The organism is Achromobacter sp. 413638 (assembly GCF_043119405.1).
Classification (GTDB): domain Bacteria; phylum Pseudomonadota; class Gammaproteobacteria; order Burkholderiales; family Burkholderiaceae_B; genus Achromobacter.
Genome location: NZ_JBICCO010000007.1, coordinates 49,530 through 67,193, shown reverse-complemented (window position 1 = coordinate 67,193; position 17,664 = coordinate 49,530). Strand labels below are relative to the sequence as shown.

Sequence of the window (17,664 nt, the reverse complement as noted above, 5' to 3'; positions counted from 1 at the left end):
AAAAGCGCGCGGGCGCGCGCGGATCGTGCGATCAGGCCAGGGACGGGACAGGCGGGGCGCGCGGCCCCAGCGGCGGGCCGGCCGCGGGCAGCGGCGGCAGGGACAGCGGCGCCGGCGGCGCGACCGAGGCCACGGCGGCGGCGGGCAAGGCCGGCAGATAGGGCAGCGGCGGCAGGTCCAGGGTCTGGTGCGCCACCATCCAGAACGGGCATTCCTGGGCGGCGTCATCGGCCTGGCCGGCGTGTCCGCCGTCGCGCGGATCGGACATCGCGGACATGTCGGACATGGCCGGGGATGGCGCGCGCGCGTCCATCAGCGCCGTCATCACGCTGGGCGGACCGCCGGCGGCCGAGCAGAAGCTGATTTGCAGGCGGCCCTGGCGCAGCGCGGCGGCGTCCGGCATGTAGCCGACCGGCACCAGTGCGCGCAGCACGGTCGCCAAGGCGAGCAGGCACAGCAGGAAGCGTGCGTGCGATCCCGTGGCGAGGCGTGACGGCGGATTGGACATGCGTCGCATTCTATCTGATACACGCTCTGAGACGCGCGTGGGCGGCGCAGCCGCGCAGGCCGCGCTTGCGCTGCGTCATGGCGCACGCGCGCCGGCGCGCCGCGCGCTATAGTCACGCAAATTCGCGGGGCGTCCGGCCTGCCTGACGTCCCGCCGCATACAGACGGGGATCCCACGCGCAATGAACATCAGATTGCTGGCCGGCGCGGCCGCCATCGCGGCCGCCGCCGTGCTGGCCTATGGCGGCTATCAGCTGCTGCCGCAAGGGCCGGCGCTGACGCGCAGCGAAGTGATCGGCGAGCTGGACGGCCCGCCGCTGGCGGCGCATGCGCGCGCCGACCTGTACCGCTACGGCGAGCGCCAGCTGCTGGTCGGCACGATGAGCAAGGCGAGCTGGGATCCGGCCGGACTGGCGCGCGCGCAGGTGCTGGACGCCGATGAGCCGGGTTTGCAGGCGCTCGCGCGCGGGCAGCGCGCCGCGATGGCGCAGACAGGCGCGGTCGACGGCGGGCAGGCCCAGGCCGATGCGCCGGATCCGGCCGTGTCCGCCTTCGCGGCCAGCGGGGCGCGCAGCCTGGTCTACAGCGGCGATGGCACCGGGGTCTTCACGCTGCGCGCCTCGATCGCCGCCGACGCCGGCGCCGGGCTGGTCAGCACGCCGCAAGGCCGCACGTTGTTCCTGGTGACCGAGGCGCTGCATCGGTCCGGCTCGGATCAGCCCCAGGCCGCCGGCGGGGTCTTTCGTTCCGAGGACCAGGGGCTGCGCTGGTCCTACGATGCCCAGGTCGCGCTGGGCGCGCCCGAACGGCGCGCGCTGTTCCTCAGCGAGACGCGGGCGGTGGCGCTGGAATCGCGCGACGGCGGAGAGCGGCTGCTCTATACCGAGGATGGCGCCCGGCGCTGGCAGGCGGCGACCATCATGGAACAGGTGTGGCCGGATGCCGGCGCCTACGGCAAGGCCTTCGACGCGCAGGCCGAAAGGACGCGTGGACTGGGGCAGGCGGACCGGCTGGAATATCGCTGGTCGCTGTATTCGCTGGGCGAAACGCAGGCCGTCGGCTGGAGCTGGCGCGTGCGCGTGCAGACCGGCGCGCAAGCGCCGCAGCTCATCGAGACGCGCCGTTTCGAGATCGCCTTCCAGGACGGAGCGCCTCCGGCCTTCCGCATCCAGCAGGCGGCGGCGCCGGCGCCGTTCCAGGACGCGTCAGGCGCATCCCGTGCTGACGCCGGCGGCGCGCTGCGCCAGGCGTCGGGCGGCCAGATCTATCAGCTGGACCCGGCGTCCCGGGAATGGCATGGCGTGGCCGCCGCGCCCCTGCTGCGGGGCACGCCCAGCCGTATCGGCCGGGCCTGGTTCGGGCGCGAGGGCTGGATGGTGCTGGCCTGCGCCGAGCTGCTGTTCTCGCCCGAGGGCGGCACCTGCGCCTATTTCCATACCCGTGACCAGGGCCGCAACTGGCGGCCGTTCCAGCTGTCGCCCGGCCAGGAAGAGGGATTGCTCGGCCTTGACGAAGCCGGCGAGGGCGTGCTGACGCTCGCGCTGCGCGAGGGCCGGACGGCGATCCTGCGCTATCCGCTGGATTGAGCGTAGGGGGCGGCCGCTACACTGCGGTATTGCCCGGTGCATTGCGCGGCGGGCCGCAACATTTGCCGGAGCCTTCATGCTGCACGTCATCGTCACCACCGCCCACGCCAACGAGGGCCTTTTTCCGACCTACCCGCAGGGCACGGCCGTGGACTTGCTGGCGCCCTGCGACGAGTTCTTCGACTGGCATGCCTGCCGCATCCAGGGACGCGACACCTATGTCTACGTCCACATGCTGCGCGACGGCGCGCTCGCGGCGGACTACAACCCGACCGAACTGGACGTGGCGCCGGGCGATCACCTGGAGGTGCTGGGCATCCAGGGCGCCTGGCTGCATGCGCGCGATGCGGCGCGTGGCCGCAGCGGATGGATTCCGGCCGAGAAGACGCGCACTGTGACGGCCTGAAGCCTGCCCGCGTGGCACCTGTCACGCCGGGGTCATCTGCCCGACCTACCATGCGCCAGTTTTCAATTCCGCCTTGCTTCGGGCAAGGTCGACAAGGAACGGCATGCTTGGGTCGCGGTCTGGTTATGTCCGGCGCGTTGAGGATATCGCGGGCAATGGCGCTGGCCTTGCCGTTGGCGCTGACTGGCGCGCTGGCGGCGCCGTCGGCGGCACGGGCCGTCGCGCCCTCGGATGCGCGGCAGGGGTTCGACATTCCCGCCCAGGATCTGCGCGCGGCGCTGGAAGCTTTCGACACCGCGACGGGCATTTCGGTGCTGTATGGATCGGACCTGTCCGCTGGACGCCGGTCGTCGGCGCTGCGCGGACACTATGCGCCGGACGCGGCGCTGCGTCTGTTGCTGGAGGGCACGGGCCTGATCGCGCAGGCGGTCGGCGACAAGGCTTTCGTGCTGCGGCCCACGCCCAGCGCGCAGTCCGGCGGCGCGGTGTCGGCGCAGGCGCGGCATCGCCGGGCCTTCGAGGCGCAGTTGCAGCAGCGCGTGCTGGACGCCCTGTGCCGGCAGCCGGCCAGCGCGCCGGGCGTCTACCGCGCGGCGCTGGCGCTGCGGGTCGACCGGCAAGGGCAGATCGGTTCGGTGCGCCTGCTGGATTCCACGGGCAGCGCGGCGCGCGACGCGGCGATACGCGCGGCCTTGCAGGGCTTGCCGGTGGGCGAGCCGTCCGGCGATCCGGGCAAGGCCTACGTGGTGCTGGTGTTGCCGCGCGAGAGCCGCAAGCCGGCGGACTGCGCCAGCGCGCCCTAGCTTGCTCGCTTGCATTCCTTGCACCCTGCACGGAGCGCGGATGAGCGCTCCCGGATTCTCCGCGTTGCGCGACCTGATCGTGCAGCGCTATGACGACCTCAAGCGCCGCCTCACGCACCGGCTCGGCTCGGCCGATCTGGCGGGCGAGGCGCTGCACGATACCTGGCTGCGTCTTGAACAGTCGCAGCCCGACGGGACGCAGACGCAGGCGGTGAAGACGCCGCTGGCCTATGTCATGCGGATGGCGTCGAACGCCGCCGTGGACCGTATCCGTTCGGAGCACCGCCATCTGAGCGGCACGGAACTGGATCTGCTGGTCGACGAACTGGTGGACCAGAATCCCGGTCCGGCGCGCCAGGCGATGGGGCGGGCCGAGCTGGAGGCCCTGTCCAGCGTGATCGACGCCATGCCCGCGCGGCGGCGCGAGATCCTGATCGCCGTGCGCGTGCACGAGATGCCACTGCAGGACGCGGCCCGGCATTTCGGTATTTCGCCGCGCGTGGTCAGCCGCGAACTGAAGGCGGCGCACGATTTCTGCGCGGCGCGGATGGGGCGTTGAGCATGCGCGACCTGTTTGGCGCCCGGCCGGGCTCGGAGATCGATCGCATCGCGCGGGAGTGGGTGCAGCGCGTCGCGCTGCGGCAGATGACGGCGGCGCAGGCCGATGCCTTGCGTCAGTGGTGCCAGGCGGATCCCAGGCATGGCGCGGCCTTCGCCGAGGCGCATCGGCTGTGGCAGGGCATGGCGCCGGCGGCGGCGCTGAGCGAGGCGCGTGGCCGCGAGCGGCGTCTGTCGCGTCCGGCGCGTCGCGCCTTTCTCGGCGCGGGCCTGGCGTGCGCCGCGACGGCGGCGGGCGTGGCCGTGGTTGCGCCGCCATTCGGCCTGTGGCCGTCCTGGCGCGAATTGGGCGCCGACTATCGCACCGCCAAGGGCGAGCAGCGCCGCGTCGTATTGCCGGGGGCCGCCGTGCTGGATCTGAACACGCGCACCAGCGTCGCGCTGCGCGCCGCCGGCGTCGAGCTGATCAGCGGCGAGGCCGCGATCTCGCTGGCCGGCGCGAGCAGTCCGTTCACCGTCAGCGCGGCCGGCGGCCGCGTCATGGCGCGGGACGCGGTTTTCGAACTGCGGCACACCGACGGCAGCGTCTGCGTGACCTGCCTGTCCGGCGCGGTCGAGGTGGCGCTGGCGAGCGGCGGCGCGACCCTGGCGGCGGCGCAGCAGCTGGTCTATGACGCGGCGGGCCTGCAGCCCGCGCGCGCGCTGGATGCCGACGATCTGCCGGCCTGGCGCGATGGCTTCCTGCGCTTCCGGCAGGCGCCCTTGGCCGAGGTGCTGGACGAGATCAACCGCTACCGCTCCGGCCGCGTCATCCTGATGGCGCAATCGCTGGCCGCCAGGCCCGTCAGCGTGCGGGTGGAGCTGGCGCGGCTGGACACGGCCATCGCGCAGATTCGCGAGAACTTCCAGCTCGACGCCACCGCCTTGCCTGGCGGCGTGCTGCTGCTGGGTTGATGTGCGCATGCCGCGACGGCAGGCGTGTACCGGCTGCCCCTTCGGGGGCGCTTTTTTTTAATGCGGTCCGACCACACAAAAAAACCGTCTGCTTTTCCCGCGTCGATCCGTCTAGGTAGACAAGGAGGGCGCTGGCATGGGACGCCGGCGCTCGCAATCGCAGCATGCGCGGCCCAGATCCGCATGCGGCGTTCTTTGGAGATGGGTGGCAATGAGCAAGCGCGGGCAAGGCAGGATTACTTTGAATGCGGGCCTCAGGCAATCGGCCGTGCCGCTGGCGCCGCTGGCGCAGGCGCTTGCGCTGATGCTGGCGGCCGGCGGCGTCCAGGCCGCGCCGGCGGCCTTCAGCCCCGGCTGGTTCGCCGCCAAGGGCGCGGCGCAGGCGCAGACGCAGGCCAGCGGCCGGTTGCCCGACGGCAGCGTGGCGGGCATTCCGACGGCGGCGCGTCAGCAGACGCAGTCGCGCCAGCAATTGCAGCAGTCGCTCAGCAACCTGAACCGCACGGCGGCGGCCATCGCCGCGCAGCAGGCGGCGCAGGCCGCCGCGCGCCAGGCCGCGGGCAATGCCGCCTCGGGCGTGCCGGACGGCCTGGTCGCCGGCGGGCTGCAGGTCGACACGCAGGCGCTCACGCGCGGCTGGACCCATGCCGAGGCGCCCCGGTCCAGCACCGAGAACGGCCGCACGACGGTCACCGTCAACCAGACCGCCGACCGCGCCATCCTCAACTGGCAGACCTTCAACGTCGGCCGCGACACCACGGTGGACTTCCGCCAGCAGGCCGAGTGGGCGGTGCTGAACCGGGTCAATGACCCGGCCGGCCGTCCCAGCCAGATCCAGGGGCAGATCAAGGCGCCGGGCACGGTGCTGATCGTCAACCGCAATGGAGTGGTGTTCGACGGCGCCAGCCAGGTCAACGTGCGCAACCTGGTGGCCGCGGCCGGCAGGATCAGCGACGAGCAGTTCCGCGAGCGCGGGCTGTATGGCGCGCAAGGCACGGAACCCAGCTTCACCGACGCGCTGGGCAAGGTCGAGGTCAGGCCGGGCGCGCGCATCGACACGCATGCGCCGGGCAGCGTGACGCAGGGCGGCGGCTACGTACTGCTGCTGGGCAGCGAGGTACACAACGCCGGCGCGATCAGCACGCCGCGCGGGCAGGCGCAGCTTGCCGCCGGCGACAGCTTCATCATCCGGCGCGGCGTGGGCACCAGCGAGAACACCCTGTCGACCACGCGTGGCAACGAGATCGCGCCGCGCCTGGCGGCGAATCAGGACGGCGGCCTGGCGCGCAACACCGGCCTGATCGTGGCGGCCGAGGGCGACGTGACGCTGGCCGGACGCCAGGTGCGCCAGGAAGGCGTGGCGCTGGCCACGACCACCACGCGCACGCGCGGCACCATCCACCTGCTGAATTCGGCCGCCGACGCCAAGGGCAGCATCGTGCTGGCGCCGGAATCGGTCACGGCGGTGCTGATCGACGACGACGGCAGCACGGCGCTGGACAGCCAGCGCAATGCGCTGATCAAGGAATCGGCCGAGCAGGACCTGTTGCGCCATCGGCAGGCGCCGGGCGCGTTCGACAACCTGTCACGCCTGTCGGACCGGCGCGACCAGTCGCGCATCGAGATCGTCAGCGGCGGCGACATCCAGTTCCAGGGCGGCTCGCTGGCGCTGGCCACGGGCGGGCAGATCGCGGCCACGGCGGCGCGGCGCAGCTTCGTGGCACAGGGCGCCGAGCTGGACGTGGCCGGCGCGGTGGGCGTGCGGATCGCGATGGCGTCCAACAGCGTCAAGATCAACGTGCAGGGCAACGAGCTGCGCGACGCGCCCAACAACCGCGACGCGGCCAAGCTGTTCAACGGCGAGCTGTGGGTGGACCGGCGCAGCCTGATCCCGGTGGCGGCGGGCGTGGGCGGCTACGAGGGCGAGCGCTGGTACACGGCCGGCGGCCTGCTGGAGGTGGGCGGCTACCTGGCCAACCTGGGCCACGGCATCGGGGAATGGGCGGCGCAGGGCGGCACGGTGACGCTGGGCGGCAAGGAAGTGGTGGCGCAGGCGGGCTCGCGGATGAACCTGGCCGGCGGCACGCTGGACGTGGCCGAGGGCGTGATCAACCTGAGCTGGCTGCGCGGCGCGGACGGACGTTTGTACGAAGCCTCCAGCGCGCCGGCGGACCGGGTCTACGCCGGCCTGTACCGGGGCTACGAGGACCTGCACGGCCGCTGGGGCGAGAAGGCCACGCGGCGTTTCCTGAACCCGGTGCTGGCGCCAAGCACGCGGCGCGAGGCCGGCTACACGGTGGGCCGGGACGCGGGTCGGCTGGTGCTGTCGGCGCCCACCGCCGTGGTGGAAAGCGAGATCGTCGCCACGGTGTATGACGGCGCGCGCCAGACACAGGCGCGGGCGGCCGGGACCGACGGCTACGGCCAGAGCCAGTTGGCGGTGGCGCGCGCCGGCGGGCTGGCGCTGGGCAACTACGGCGCGCTGGGCCGGGTCAACGTCTTCAATACCGACGTCAGGCTCGGCCGCTACGCCGATATCACCTTGGCGATGGCGGCGGGCGACGCGCTGGCGGCCGAGCGCGTCGGCACGCTGTGGCTGGACAGCGCGCGGCTGTCCGACATGGGTCTGGGCGTACTGGATCTGGCGACCGGCGGCGCGCTGACGGTGGCCCAGGCGGTGGCGCTGGCCGACGGCGGACAGGCGGCGCTGACGGCGGGCCGGATCGATGCACAGGCTGGCATCACGGCGCGGGGCGGGGCCATCACGCTGAGCAACACCTTCGTGTCGCCAGACGCGAGCGTCAAGGCGCGCGCGCTGTCCAAGGCGGGCGAGGCGCCGGCCATCGGGCTACGCGAGGGCGCGGCGCTGGACGTGAGCGGCCGCTGGGCGGACCTGCAAGGCAAGGGCGTGGCCTCGCCGTGGCTGGGCCGGCTCGACGGCGGCCGCGTGACGCTGGACTCGCCGCATGGCATCGCGGTGGCGGCGGGCTCGCTGATCGATGTGTCCTCGGGCGGCGCGGTGCTGCACAAGGGCGAGACGCGCGCGGGCAAGGGCGGCGACGTCACGCTGCGCGCGGGCGCGCCGGAAGTGGAAGGCGCCAAGGGCGCGCTGGCGCTGGCGGGGCAGCTGCGCGGCTACGGCATGGCCGGCGGCGGCACGCTGATGCTGGAGACGGATGGGAAGGTGGTGATCGGCGGAGTCGATGCGCTGGCCAACAGGCAAGCCAACACCCCGACTGGCGCGGCGCAGCCCCAGCCCTTGCTGCTGGATCCGTCGCTGCTGCGCGCGGGCTTCGCGAAATACGACATCAACGGCCGTGGCGGCCTGCGCGTGGCCGAGGGCGCGACGCTGGACGTGGCGATGCCGGTGTACCGATACGAGCCGGGCAACGAGGCCACGGGCCAGCGGCCGGCGCCGGCGCTGCTGCTGGCGCCGGTGTACCAGGAGAACCCGCTCAAGGGCGCGCTGACGCAGCGCGCCGGCGCGGACCTGACGCTGCGCTCGCAGCGCATCGAGGATGGCGCGAACATCGATATCGGCGCGGGCGCGCTGGTGTCGGTCGATCCGGGCCGCGCGATCCGCCTGCTGGGCGGCGGCAACAGCCGCATCACCGTGGACGGCACGCTGCGCGCGCCCGGCGGTCGCATCGAGGCGGATATCGTCGCGCCGGCCTCCGACGTGCGCGACAACCCCGCCACCAAGCAGCACAACCGCGCCATCTGGATCGGTGGCGCGGCGACGCTGGACGTCGCCGGCCGCGCCGCCGGCGGCGTGGACATCGACGGTCGACGCTACGGCCAGGCGCAGGCGGGCGGCAGCATCCTGCTGGGCGGCGCGCTGGACTGGGACGCGACCGGCATCGCCGATAGCGCCCGTGATATCGCCATCGTGGTGCGCCCGGGCGCCGTGCTGGACGCCTCGGGCTCGCGCCTGGCCATCGACGCGCCGCGCGGCGGCCGCCCGGGGACGCTGGACCTGGCCGGCGACGGCGGCCGGATCGTGCTGAAGTCCAGCTATGGCCTGTTCCTGGATGGCGACATGCGCGCCCGGGCGGGCGGCGCGGGCGCGGCCGGCGGCACGCTGGCGCTGGCGCTGGAAACGCCCACGTTCCCGCTGTCGGTCAACGCCGAGGACGGCGTGCGCCGGCCGCGCGAACTGATCCTGTCGCAGGGCACGCAGGCCAGCGGCCTGGCCTCGGATCTCAAGCCGGGCCAACTCGATCCAGCCTTGCATCATGGCGCGGCGCGCCTGTCGGCGCGGCAGTTCGAGGCCGGCGGCTTCGGCAATCTGTCGCTGCTGGTCAACGGAATTCTCAGCTTTGACGGTGACGTGGCCCTGGCGGCCTCGCAAAGCCTGCGCTTCTATGCCGGCAGCTATTCCGTGACCGACCGCGCGGCGGCCGGCACGGCCGTCAGCCTGTCCGCGCCATACCTGCGCCTGGCCGGCGCGGCGCGTGTGCGGGGCGACGGCGTCACGCCGACGGTGACGTGGCGCGACGGCGCGTCCGCGCGGCCCGGCGTGGGCAGCTTCACGGCCGACGCGGACCTGATCGATATCCGCGACCGGGTCGGCTTCGGCGCGCGCGGCGCGGTGCCGTTGCTGGCCGGCGCGCCGGTGACAGTGGATCGGCGCGGCTTCGATCAGGTCAGCCTCAACAGCCGTGGCGACGTGCGCCTGCTGGGCGGACAGGCCGGCCGTGGCCTGTCCGGCGACGCCACCACCGAGTTGGGCACCAACGGGGACCTGCGCATCACCAGCGCGCAGCTCTATCCGGCCACCGGCGCCAGCGCGACCATCTGGGGCGGCTATGAGACCGGCCGCCGCCTGGAAATCCTGCGCCAGCCCGGCACGGAGTCGGTGGCGCCGCCGCTGTCGGTGTTCGGCTCGCTGAGCCTGGGCGCGGACACGGTGATCCAGGCGGGCACCGTGCGCGCGCCCATGGGCTCGATCAGCCTGGGCCAGGATGCCCGTGGCAGCGACAGCTGGCGCGCGCGCTCGGTCGAGCTGATGCCCGGCAGCCTGACTTCTGTCAGCGGCGCCGGCGTCATGGTGCCTTATGGCGGCACGGCGGATGGCCTGACGTACACCTATGCCGGCGCGCCGCTGAAACCGCGCGAGCAGAATGCCGGCGGCATTGCGTTCTCCGGCCATACGCTGACGGGCCGCCAGGGCGCGGTGCTGGACCTGAGCGGCGGCGGCGAGCTGCGCGGCGCCGCCTTCGTGGCCGGGCGCGGCGGTTCGGTGGACATTCTGCGCACACCGCTGGTCAACGCCAATCCGACATTCGCCAATAGCGCGGCCGGCAATGCGATCTACGCCATCGTGCCGGGCCATGCCGGCGGCTACGCGCCGGTCGCGCCCGACACGGCGGGCAGCGAACCCGTCGTGGGCCAGACGCTGACGTTGACGCAGGACGCGGGCGGGTTGAAGGCCGGCGTCTACACGCTGATGCCGGCGGCCTATGCGCTGATGCCGGGCGCCTACCGCGTCGAGCTGGGCCCGGAGACCTTGCAGCCTGGCGCGGCGCCGACGCCGCAGGGCTCGCTGGTGGCGTCGGGCTACCTGGGCGTGTCCAACACCGGCCTGCGCGCCGCGTTGCCGCGCCAGCTGCTGCTGACGCCGGGAGAACGGGTGCGCTCGCATTCGAATTACAACGAGATGAGCCATGACGCCTTCGTGGCGGCGGACGCGGCGCGCAAGGGCGGCCTGCGCGGCCAGATCACGGCCGACGCCCGCACCCTGCGTCTGAACTACGAGCGCGTCCTGCCGCAGGAAGGCAAGCCCATGCTCGGCTTCGACGGCGTGGCGCGTTTCGCGGCCGCCAAGGGCGGGGTGGACGGTACGCTGGAGGTCCTGGCCAACGACGTGGAACTGCTGGCCGATGGCGCGGGTCGGACGGCGGGCTTCAACGGCGCGTCGCTGTCCGCGTCCGCCCTGAACCGTTTCAACCCGGTACGCATGATGATCGGCGGCCGGCTGGATCTGAAGCCGGGCGACAACTACGCGACCTTCGTGTCCAGCACCAACAACGTGACCGTGCGCGCGGGGGCCGCGCTCAGCGCCGCCGAGGTGTTCCTGATCAGCGGCGCCACCTGGGGCGGCATCACGGTGGAAGAGGGCGTCGCCATCTCGACCATCGGCCGTGGCAAGCCGGCCTACGATTCCAGCACGGGCTTGGTGTACGCCGCCGGCAGGACCGGCGTGCTGGGCCTGAGCAACGGCACGATCAACCTGCTGCCGGCCACGCCGGAGATGGCGCAGGGGCCGGGCTACATCAATATCGGGGCCTGCGCCGGCGCCTGCACGGGCGCGGCCACCACGCTGGCCGCTGAAGGCACCCTGCTGGTCGCCACCGACCGCGCCTTCACGCTGGCCGACAATGCGCGCTATGGCGCGCGCAACCTGCTGCTGGCGATGTCCACGCTGAACCTGGGCGACGAGGCCGCGCTGGCGCGGGCGGCGGCCGCCGGCGCCTTGCCGAACGGGCTGATGCTGAACCAGCGCGTGCTCGACAGGCTGCTCAAGGGCAATGCCGGCCCCGGCATTCCCGCCGTCGAAACCCTGATCCTGAACGCGCGCGATTCGGTCAATGTGTTTGGCTCGGTGACGCTGGACGCCACGCAGGGCAAGGGCGTGGGCCGGCTGGTGCTGGGCGCGCCGGCCATCTACGGTTATGGCGGCGCCGCCGACACCGCGACGATCCGCTCGCGCGAACTGGTGTGGACCGGCGTGTCCGCGCGTCCCTCCGATCTTTCGGGCCAGTACGATCCCGCGATACCGGGAGCGGCCATCGCGGACCGGCTGGGCGACGGCCGGCTGCGATTGGCCGCCGAGCGCATCGTGTTCGGCTACGGCCCGGACACCCAGCCCGTGAACTGGCTGTCGGCCCAACGCCTGGCGCTGGGCTTCGCCGGCGTCGACCTGCTGGCCGGCGAGCGCGTGACCGCCAATGGTCAGGGCACGCTCAAGGCCTATCACCGCCAGGGCGCGTACCAGGCGGGCAAGGGGTATGCCTACAGCGGCGGCGACCTGAACATCGTGACGCCGCTGCTGACGGGCGAGGCGAGCGCGTCCATGGCCTTCACGGCGGGCGGCAGCCTTACGCTGCGCCGGCCGCAGGGCGCGGCGGCGCTGCCCGGGCAAGCCGGCGCGCTGGGCGCGCAGCTGACGCTGGCGGGCGGTTCGGTGGACCTGGACGGCGCGATCGCGCTGGCCTCGGGCAAGCTGAAGATCAAGGCCGAGCGCGACCTGCGCCTGGGCGCGCAATCGCGCCTGGACCTGGCTGGCCGCGAAGTGCTGTTCTACGACCAGGCGCGCTACACCTGGGGCGGCGACCTGACGCTGGATAGCGCGGCGGGCAATATCGAGCAGGAGGCCGGCTCGGTCATCGACCTGTCGGCGCGCAAGCAGCGCGGCGGCACGCTGGCCGCGACGGCGCTTGGCGCCGGCGCCGGCCGGATCGACCTGCGCGGTTCCATTCTGGGCGGCGCGTCCGGCCTGTACGACGCAGGCGGCACGCGCGTGCCGTATGACGCCGCCGAGATCACGCTGCGGGCACGGACGCTGGCCGACTTCGCCGGACTGAACACGCGCCTGAACGCGGGCCAGGTTCATGGCGCGCGCCGTTTCCAGATCAAGCAGGGCGATCTGATCTTGGGCGACGAAGTGCGCGCGCGCCAGGTCAGCATCACGGTGGACGGCGGCAGCCTGACCGTGGCCGGCCGCATCGACGCCAGCGGCTTCCAGCCCGGCATCATCCGCCTGGCGGCCAGGGGCGACCTGAATCTGCTGGGCACGCTGGACGCGCATGGCGCGGGCCTGCGTCGCGACAGCCATGGCCAGATCATCGACAGCCCCAACCGCGCGCAGGTCTCGCTGACGTCGAGCCTGGGCACGCTGACGCTGGGTCCGTCGGCCAGCATCGACCTGCGCGCCGGCACCGAGGCCGCCGGCAACGACGGCCGCGCGCGCGGCACGCTGGACCTGAACGCGCGCCGCTTGGGCGGCGCAGGCACGCGCGGCGACGGCGCGGGCGCCGATGATGTGGCGATCCTGGTGCAGGGCCGGCCGCAGGTGCGGGGCGCGTCCCTCATCGCGGTGAACGCGTTCCGCGAGTATGCCGACGCAGAATTGGCGAGCGCGCCGGACGTGTCCGGCAGCAGGCCCCAGCTGATCACGCAGGACATGCTGATCCGCATCGACCGCGACAGCCAGGATTTCGTCAACGCGGCGCTGGGCAACGGCGCGCTGCGCGCGCGGCTCGCGGGGCTGGACGGCTACCGCCTGCGTCCGGGCGTGGACATCGTCAGCGATCCGCTGATCAATCCCGCCGGCAACCTGACGGTGGTGGGCGACCTGGACCTGTCGGGCCTGCGCTACGGCCCGGGCTCGGACCGCAACGATCCCGCGCGGCGCGGCTTCGGCGAGCCGGGCGTGCTGAACATCCGCGCGGCCGGCGACCTGACCATCCACGGCAGCATCAACGACGGCTTCGCCCCGCCGCCGGCCACGCCCGACGATCAAGGCTGGTACCTGTTCGAGTGGCGCAATGCGCAGAACAGCGGCAACACGCCGTTCGGCGGCGATATCGTGATTCCCATCGACGGCGTGTCGCTGGACAAGGGCACCGTGTTCCCCAAGGGCGCCGTGCTGAACTACGACCTGCCGACCGAGGGCGTCACCTTGCCCAAGGGCATCGCCTTGCCGGTGGTGGTGGAACTGGCCGGCAACTACGTGCTGCCGGCGGGCGTGGTGCTGGGCGCGGACGTGTACCACGGCGACGGCTCGGTGGCCTGGCGCGCCGGCACGGTGCCGACGGCCGACGTGACGCTCGCGCCGGGCATGAAGCTGGGCGCCGGCACGGTGCTGCGCGCCGAGACGCTGGCGGCGGCGCTGACCTGGCCCAAGGGCGTGGCCTTGCCCGCGCCGATGACGGCCAGCGGCGTGCTGGCGCTGGCGCGCGGCGCCTTGATTCCGGCCATGACCAAGATCGAGCTGCCCGACGACAAGCCGGTCAACCTGCGGCCGAAGACCGGCGAGTTCCAGGGCGCCAACTGGGCGCTGGCGCCGATGCTGCCGCAGGGCGCCACCAGCTGGAGCCTGCAGCTGACGGCAGGCGCCGACCTGGGTTCGGCCGATCCGCGCGCCGTCGATCCGGCGTCGCGCGGGTCGCTGGTGCTGGCCGACTCTCACGCCTCGACTCGCATGAAGATCGTGCCGGGCGGCGTTGGAATGGTGTACGCGCCCAACGATCTCGGTTACCCCGTGGGCGAGCCGGTGGATCCGGACTGGGTCAGCGATTGCGACCTCTTCCCCGGGCTTTGCGTGACCGATCCCAAGCGCATCAAGCGCACCTGGACGCAAGCCGGCTCCGACATGTTCGGCACGGAAGTGGATACGCCGGTGCAGGAAGAACTGGTTGTCTTCTGCGACATGATCCCGGGCGTCTGCAACGTCGAGATCCTGCCGATCCGCGACATCGCGTCGGCCGAGCTGCTGGCGCCCATGTTCAGCGTGGTGCGCACCGGCGCCGGCGACCTGGGCGCGGCGGCGGCCGGCGATCTGCGCATGGACACGCCCTATGGCTTCTATACGGCGGGCACGCCATCGACGGCGTTGCGCCGCGCCGACGGCAGCGATCCGTATGCGCAGCCGCGCGGCAAGCACATCTTCGATCCGGCCGGGGGCCCCGGGCAGGCCTCGCTGCTGGGCCCGCAGCAGGACGACTACAGCGCGGCCAACGGCGCGTACCAGGCCTGGTATCCCGAGCGCGGCGGCAACGTGGACATCGTCGTGGGTGGCTCCGTGTCCGGCGACGCCTGGACGGAATTCGCGCCGCCCAACCGCCCGCAGACGCCCAGCGCCAGCGTCGGCAACTGGCTGTGGCGCCAGGGGTCCGACGCCTTGCCGGCCTCGTGGTGGATCAACTTCGGCGCCTATGCCGTGCCCATGGCCACCAATATGTGGGCCAGCAGCCATCCGTACATCGTCGGCTTCACCGGCTTTGGCACGCTGGGCGGCGGCAACCTCAGCATCGCCGCGGGCGGCGACGCCGGCATCGTGGCGGCGCGCGGCCTGGGCGACTATGGCGCGCCGGAACCGCGCAGCCGCGCCCTGGTCGCGGCCGTGGGCGGCACCGGCCGCGTCGCGCCCGACGGCAGCCTGGTGCTGACCGGAGGCGGCGATTTGAGGCTGCGGCTGGGCGGCGCCCTGAACCCGGACCTGGACGCCTCGCAGTACGCCACGCAGTACCGGACCAATCGCCAGAAGCCCGACCTGGACGGCATGGTGACCAACCTGCGCGGCGCCATCCAGATCGAGGCACGCGCCATCGGCGGCTCGCGCCAGCTGTTCCGCCGGGACGCCGTCGCGCAGCCCGGCCTGACGGGCGACGCCATGGATCCGAGGCCAATCAATCCCTTCGTGCCGACGCTGTCGAGCGCCAGCGGCGGCATCACGCTGGTGCCGGGCGACTCCGCCGTCTATCTGGAGACCCTGGGCGACTTGGTGCTGTCCGGCGTGTCCGATGCCGGCCGCGTGCGCGTCCTGAATACCTCCATCCAGACGCCGGGCAATGGCCTGTCCGTGGGCGGCGGCCAGAGCTGGTTCTCTTTGTGGACGCCGGCCACCGCCATCAATCTGTTGAGCGCGGGCGGCAATGTCACGCCGGATACCTCGCTGAGCCACGAGGCCGCCGGCTCGGCTGCCGTGATCCGGGGGGACGACGTGACCGTGTATCCATCGATCCTGCGCGTGACGGCGGCCTCCGGCAATATCTACTACGGCCGTTCCGCCAAGAGCGGTTCGCCCGGCAGCACGCCCGCCGGCGGCCTGCTGCTGGCGCCCTCGGCCAGCGGCGAGCTGAGCTTCCTGGCGCAGCAGTCCATCTATGGCGGCGGCACGCCGGTCAGCATGTCCGGTTCGGACACGCCGCTGCCCACGCCGTTCATGCCGGCCTATGCCGGTTATGACCTGGCGGGCGGCCTGCAGCGCGGATCGCACAACAACAGCATCGACGGTTCGCCGGTACCGCGCGCGGACGGGCCCGTCGCGCCGACCAAGGACGCGCATCCGCTGTTCGCTTTCGGGCCGGACACGCCGGGCGCCCGATCCCCGCGCGCGGAAGGATCGGAACCGATCCGCTTCTATGCGGTGCAGGGCGACCTGGTCGGGCTCAGCTCGGGCATGTCCGTGCAGTACCTGCCGCAGACCAACCGCAGCATCCTCAACTGGCTGCGCGCGGCGGCGCCGGTCCAGGCGCTGGCGGGGCGCGACATCGCCGGCCTGGGCGGCGTGTTCCTGCACAACGGCCCGTCGGATGTCTCGCTGCTGCATGCAGGCCGCGACATCTGGTATGCCGACGTCAAGGTGGCGGGCCCCGGCCTGCTGGACGTGGTGGCCGGGCGCAATCTGGTGCAGGAAGACCGCGCCAGCATCGTCAGCGTCGGCCCGGCGCTGCGCGGCGACAAGCGGCCGGGCGCGGATATCGCGATCACGGCGGGCGCCGGCTCGGCCGGACCCGACTACGACGCGCTGGGCAAGCGCTACCTGGACCCGGCCAATCGCGCCGTGGCCGGCCAGACCCTGACGAGCCAGCCCGGCAAGGTGGTGCATACCTATGAGCGAGAGCTGGCCGACTGGCTGCGCGCCCGCGACGGTTTCACCGGCAGCGACCAGGACGTGCTGGCGCGCTTCGAGACCCTGCCGCTGGCCCTGCGCCAGGCCTTCCTGCGTTCGGTGTATTTCGCCGAGCTGCGGGCCGGCGGCCGCGAGTACAACGACGCGCAAGGGCCGCGTCCGGGTTCGTACCTGCGCGGCCGCCAGGCCATCGCGGCGCTGTTCCCGGAAGGCGCGGCGCGCGAGGGCGGCATCTCTATGTTCGGACCGTCCGGCGTGCGTAGCGTCGGCGGCGGCTCGATCCAGCTGCTGGCGCCCGGCGGCCAGATCGTGGTGGGCGTGCAGGGCGTGGCGCCGCCGGGCAGCGCGGGCCTGATCACGCAGGGCCGGGGCGACATCCAGGCCTATTCCAAGGGCAGCCTGCTGCTGGGATTGTCGCGCGTGATGACGACCTTCGGCGGCGACATCCTGGCCTGGTCGGCCGAGGGCGACATCAACGCCGGCCGGGGTTCGAAGACCACGGTGGTCTACACCCCGCCGCGCCGCGACTACGATGCCTTGGGCAATGTGGTGATGGCGCCGCAGACGCCGGCGGCGGGCGCGGGCATCGCCACGCTGAATCCGATTCCGGAAGTGCCGCGCGGCGACGTCGACCTGATCGCGCCGCTGGGCACGATCGATCCGGGCGAGGCCGGCGTGCGCAGCTCGGGCAACGTCAACGTGGCGGCGCTGCATGTGGCCAACGCGGCCAACATCCAGGCCCAGGGCAACAGCAGCGGGGTGCCGGCGACGGCGGCGGTCAACACCTCGGCGCTCAGTTCGGCCAGCGCGGCGTCGGGCGCGGCGGCGGCCTCGGCCGAGAGCGAGGCGAGCCGCTCGCGCAATGCGGCGCGCCAGTCGCAGCCGTCCATTATCTCGGTGCAGATCCTGGGTTTTGGCAACGATGGCGTCGAGGGCGCGACGCCGGCGCCCGCTGGCGGATCGGCCGGCGCGGCCTTGCCGGGCGCCGCGCGCGCCGACGCGGCGCGCTATGCGCCGGACGCGCCGGTGCAGGTGCTGGGGCAGGTGGACCTGGGTCAGGCCGAGCTGGGCCGGCTGACGGAGACCGAGCAGCGCAACCTGGCCAGGCTGATGGCCGAAGGGGGCTGAACGGGCTTGGCTTGAATGGAAAATGGGGCGGTCCGCAAGGGCCGCCCCATTTTTCCTGAAGCGGGCATCGAAGCGCGCTGGCGC

7 protein-coding genes are annotated in these 17,664 nt (G+C 72.8%); 6 read left to right on the top strand and 1 reads right to left on the bottom strand.

Going from position 1 to position 17,664, the window contains the following annotated elements; genetic code table 11:
- Positions 1-31: 31 nt before the first annotated feature.
- Complete coding sequence (locus ACEU5R_RS04920) at positions 32-508, bottom strand: DUF2946 family protein (protein ID WP_158658405.1); 477 nt, start codon at positions 506-508, stop codon at positions 32-34.
- A gap of 181 nt (positions 509-689) precedes the next feature.
- On the opposite strand from ACEU5R_RS04920, the gene ACEU5R_RS04915 reads away from it, so the two are divergent.
- The 6 genes from ACEU5R_RS04915 (at position 690) to ACEU5R_RS04890 (ending at position 17,580) form a co-directional block, all read left to right on the top strand.
- The gene (locus ACEU5R_RS04915; protein WP_392409302.1) at positions 690-2,093 is read left to right on the top strand and encodes a hypothetical protein; all 1,404 of its coding nucleotides are present in this window, start codon (positions 690-692) and stop codon (positions 2,091-2,093) included.
- Between the two features lie 76 nt (positions 2,094-2,169).
- Positions 2,170-2,499: an SH3 domain-containing protein gene (locus tag ACEU5R_RS04910; RefSeq protein ID WP_158658406.1), complete on the top strand. Its 330-nt coding sequence runs from the start codon at positions 2,170-2,172 to the stop codon at positions 2,497-2,499.
- 155 nt (positions 2,500-2,654) lie between these two features.
- Positions 2,655-3,302, top strand: coding sequence for an STN domain-containing protein (locus ACEU5R_RS04905; RefSeq protein ID WP_392409301.1), 648 nt, complete (start codon positions 2,655-2,657; stop codon positions 3,300-3,302).
- A gap of 40 nt (positions 3,303-3,342) precedes the next feature.
- Entirely contained in the window at positions 3,343-3,861 is a 519-nt protein-coding gene (locus ACEU5R_RS04900) for an RNA polymerase sigma factor (RefSeq protein WP_103274293.1), read from the top strand.
- Positions 3,862-3,863: 2 nt separating this feature from the next.
- Positions 3,864-4,814: a FecR family protein gene (locus ACEU5R_RS04895; RefSeq protein WP_392409300.1), complete on the top strand. Its 951-nt coding sequence runs from the start codon at positions 3,864-3,866 to the stop codon at positions 4,812-4,814.
- Between the two features lie 211 nt (positions 4,815-5,025).
- Positions 5,026-17,580 (top strand): filamentous haemagglutinin family protein, encoded by a 12,555-nt coding sequence (locus ACEU5R_RS04890; protein WP_392409299.1) that lies wholly within the window; start codon positions 5,026-5,028, stop codon positions 17,578-17,580.
- Positions 17,581-17,664 lie beyond the last annotated feature (84 nt).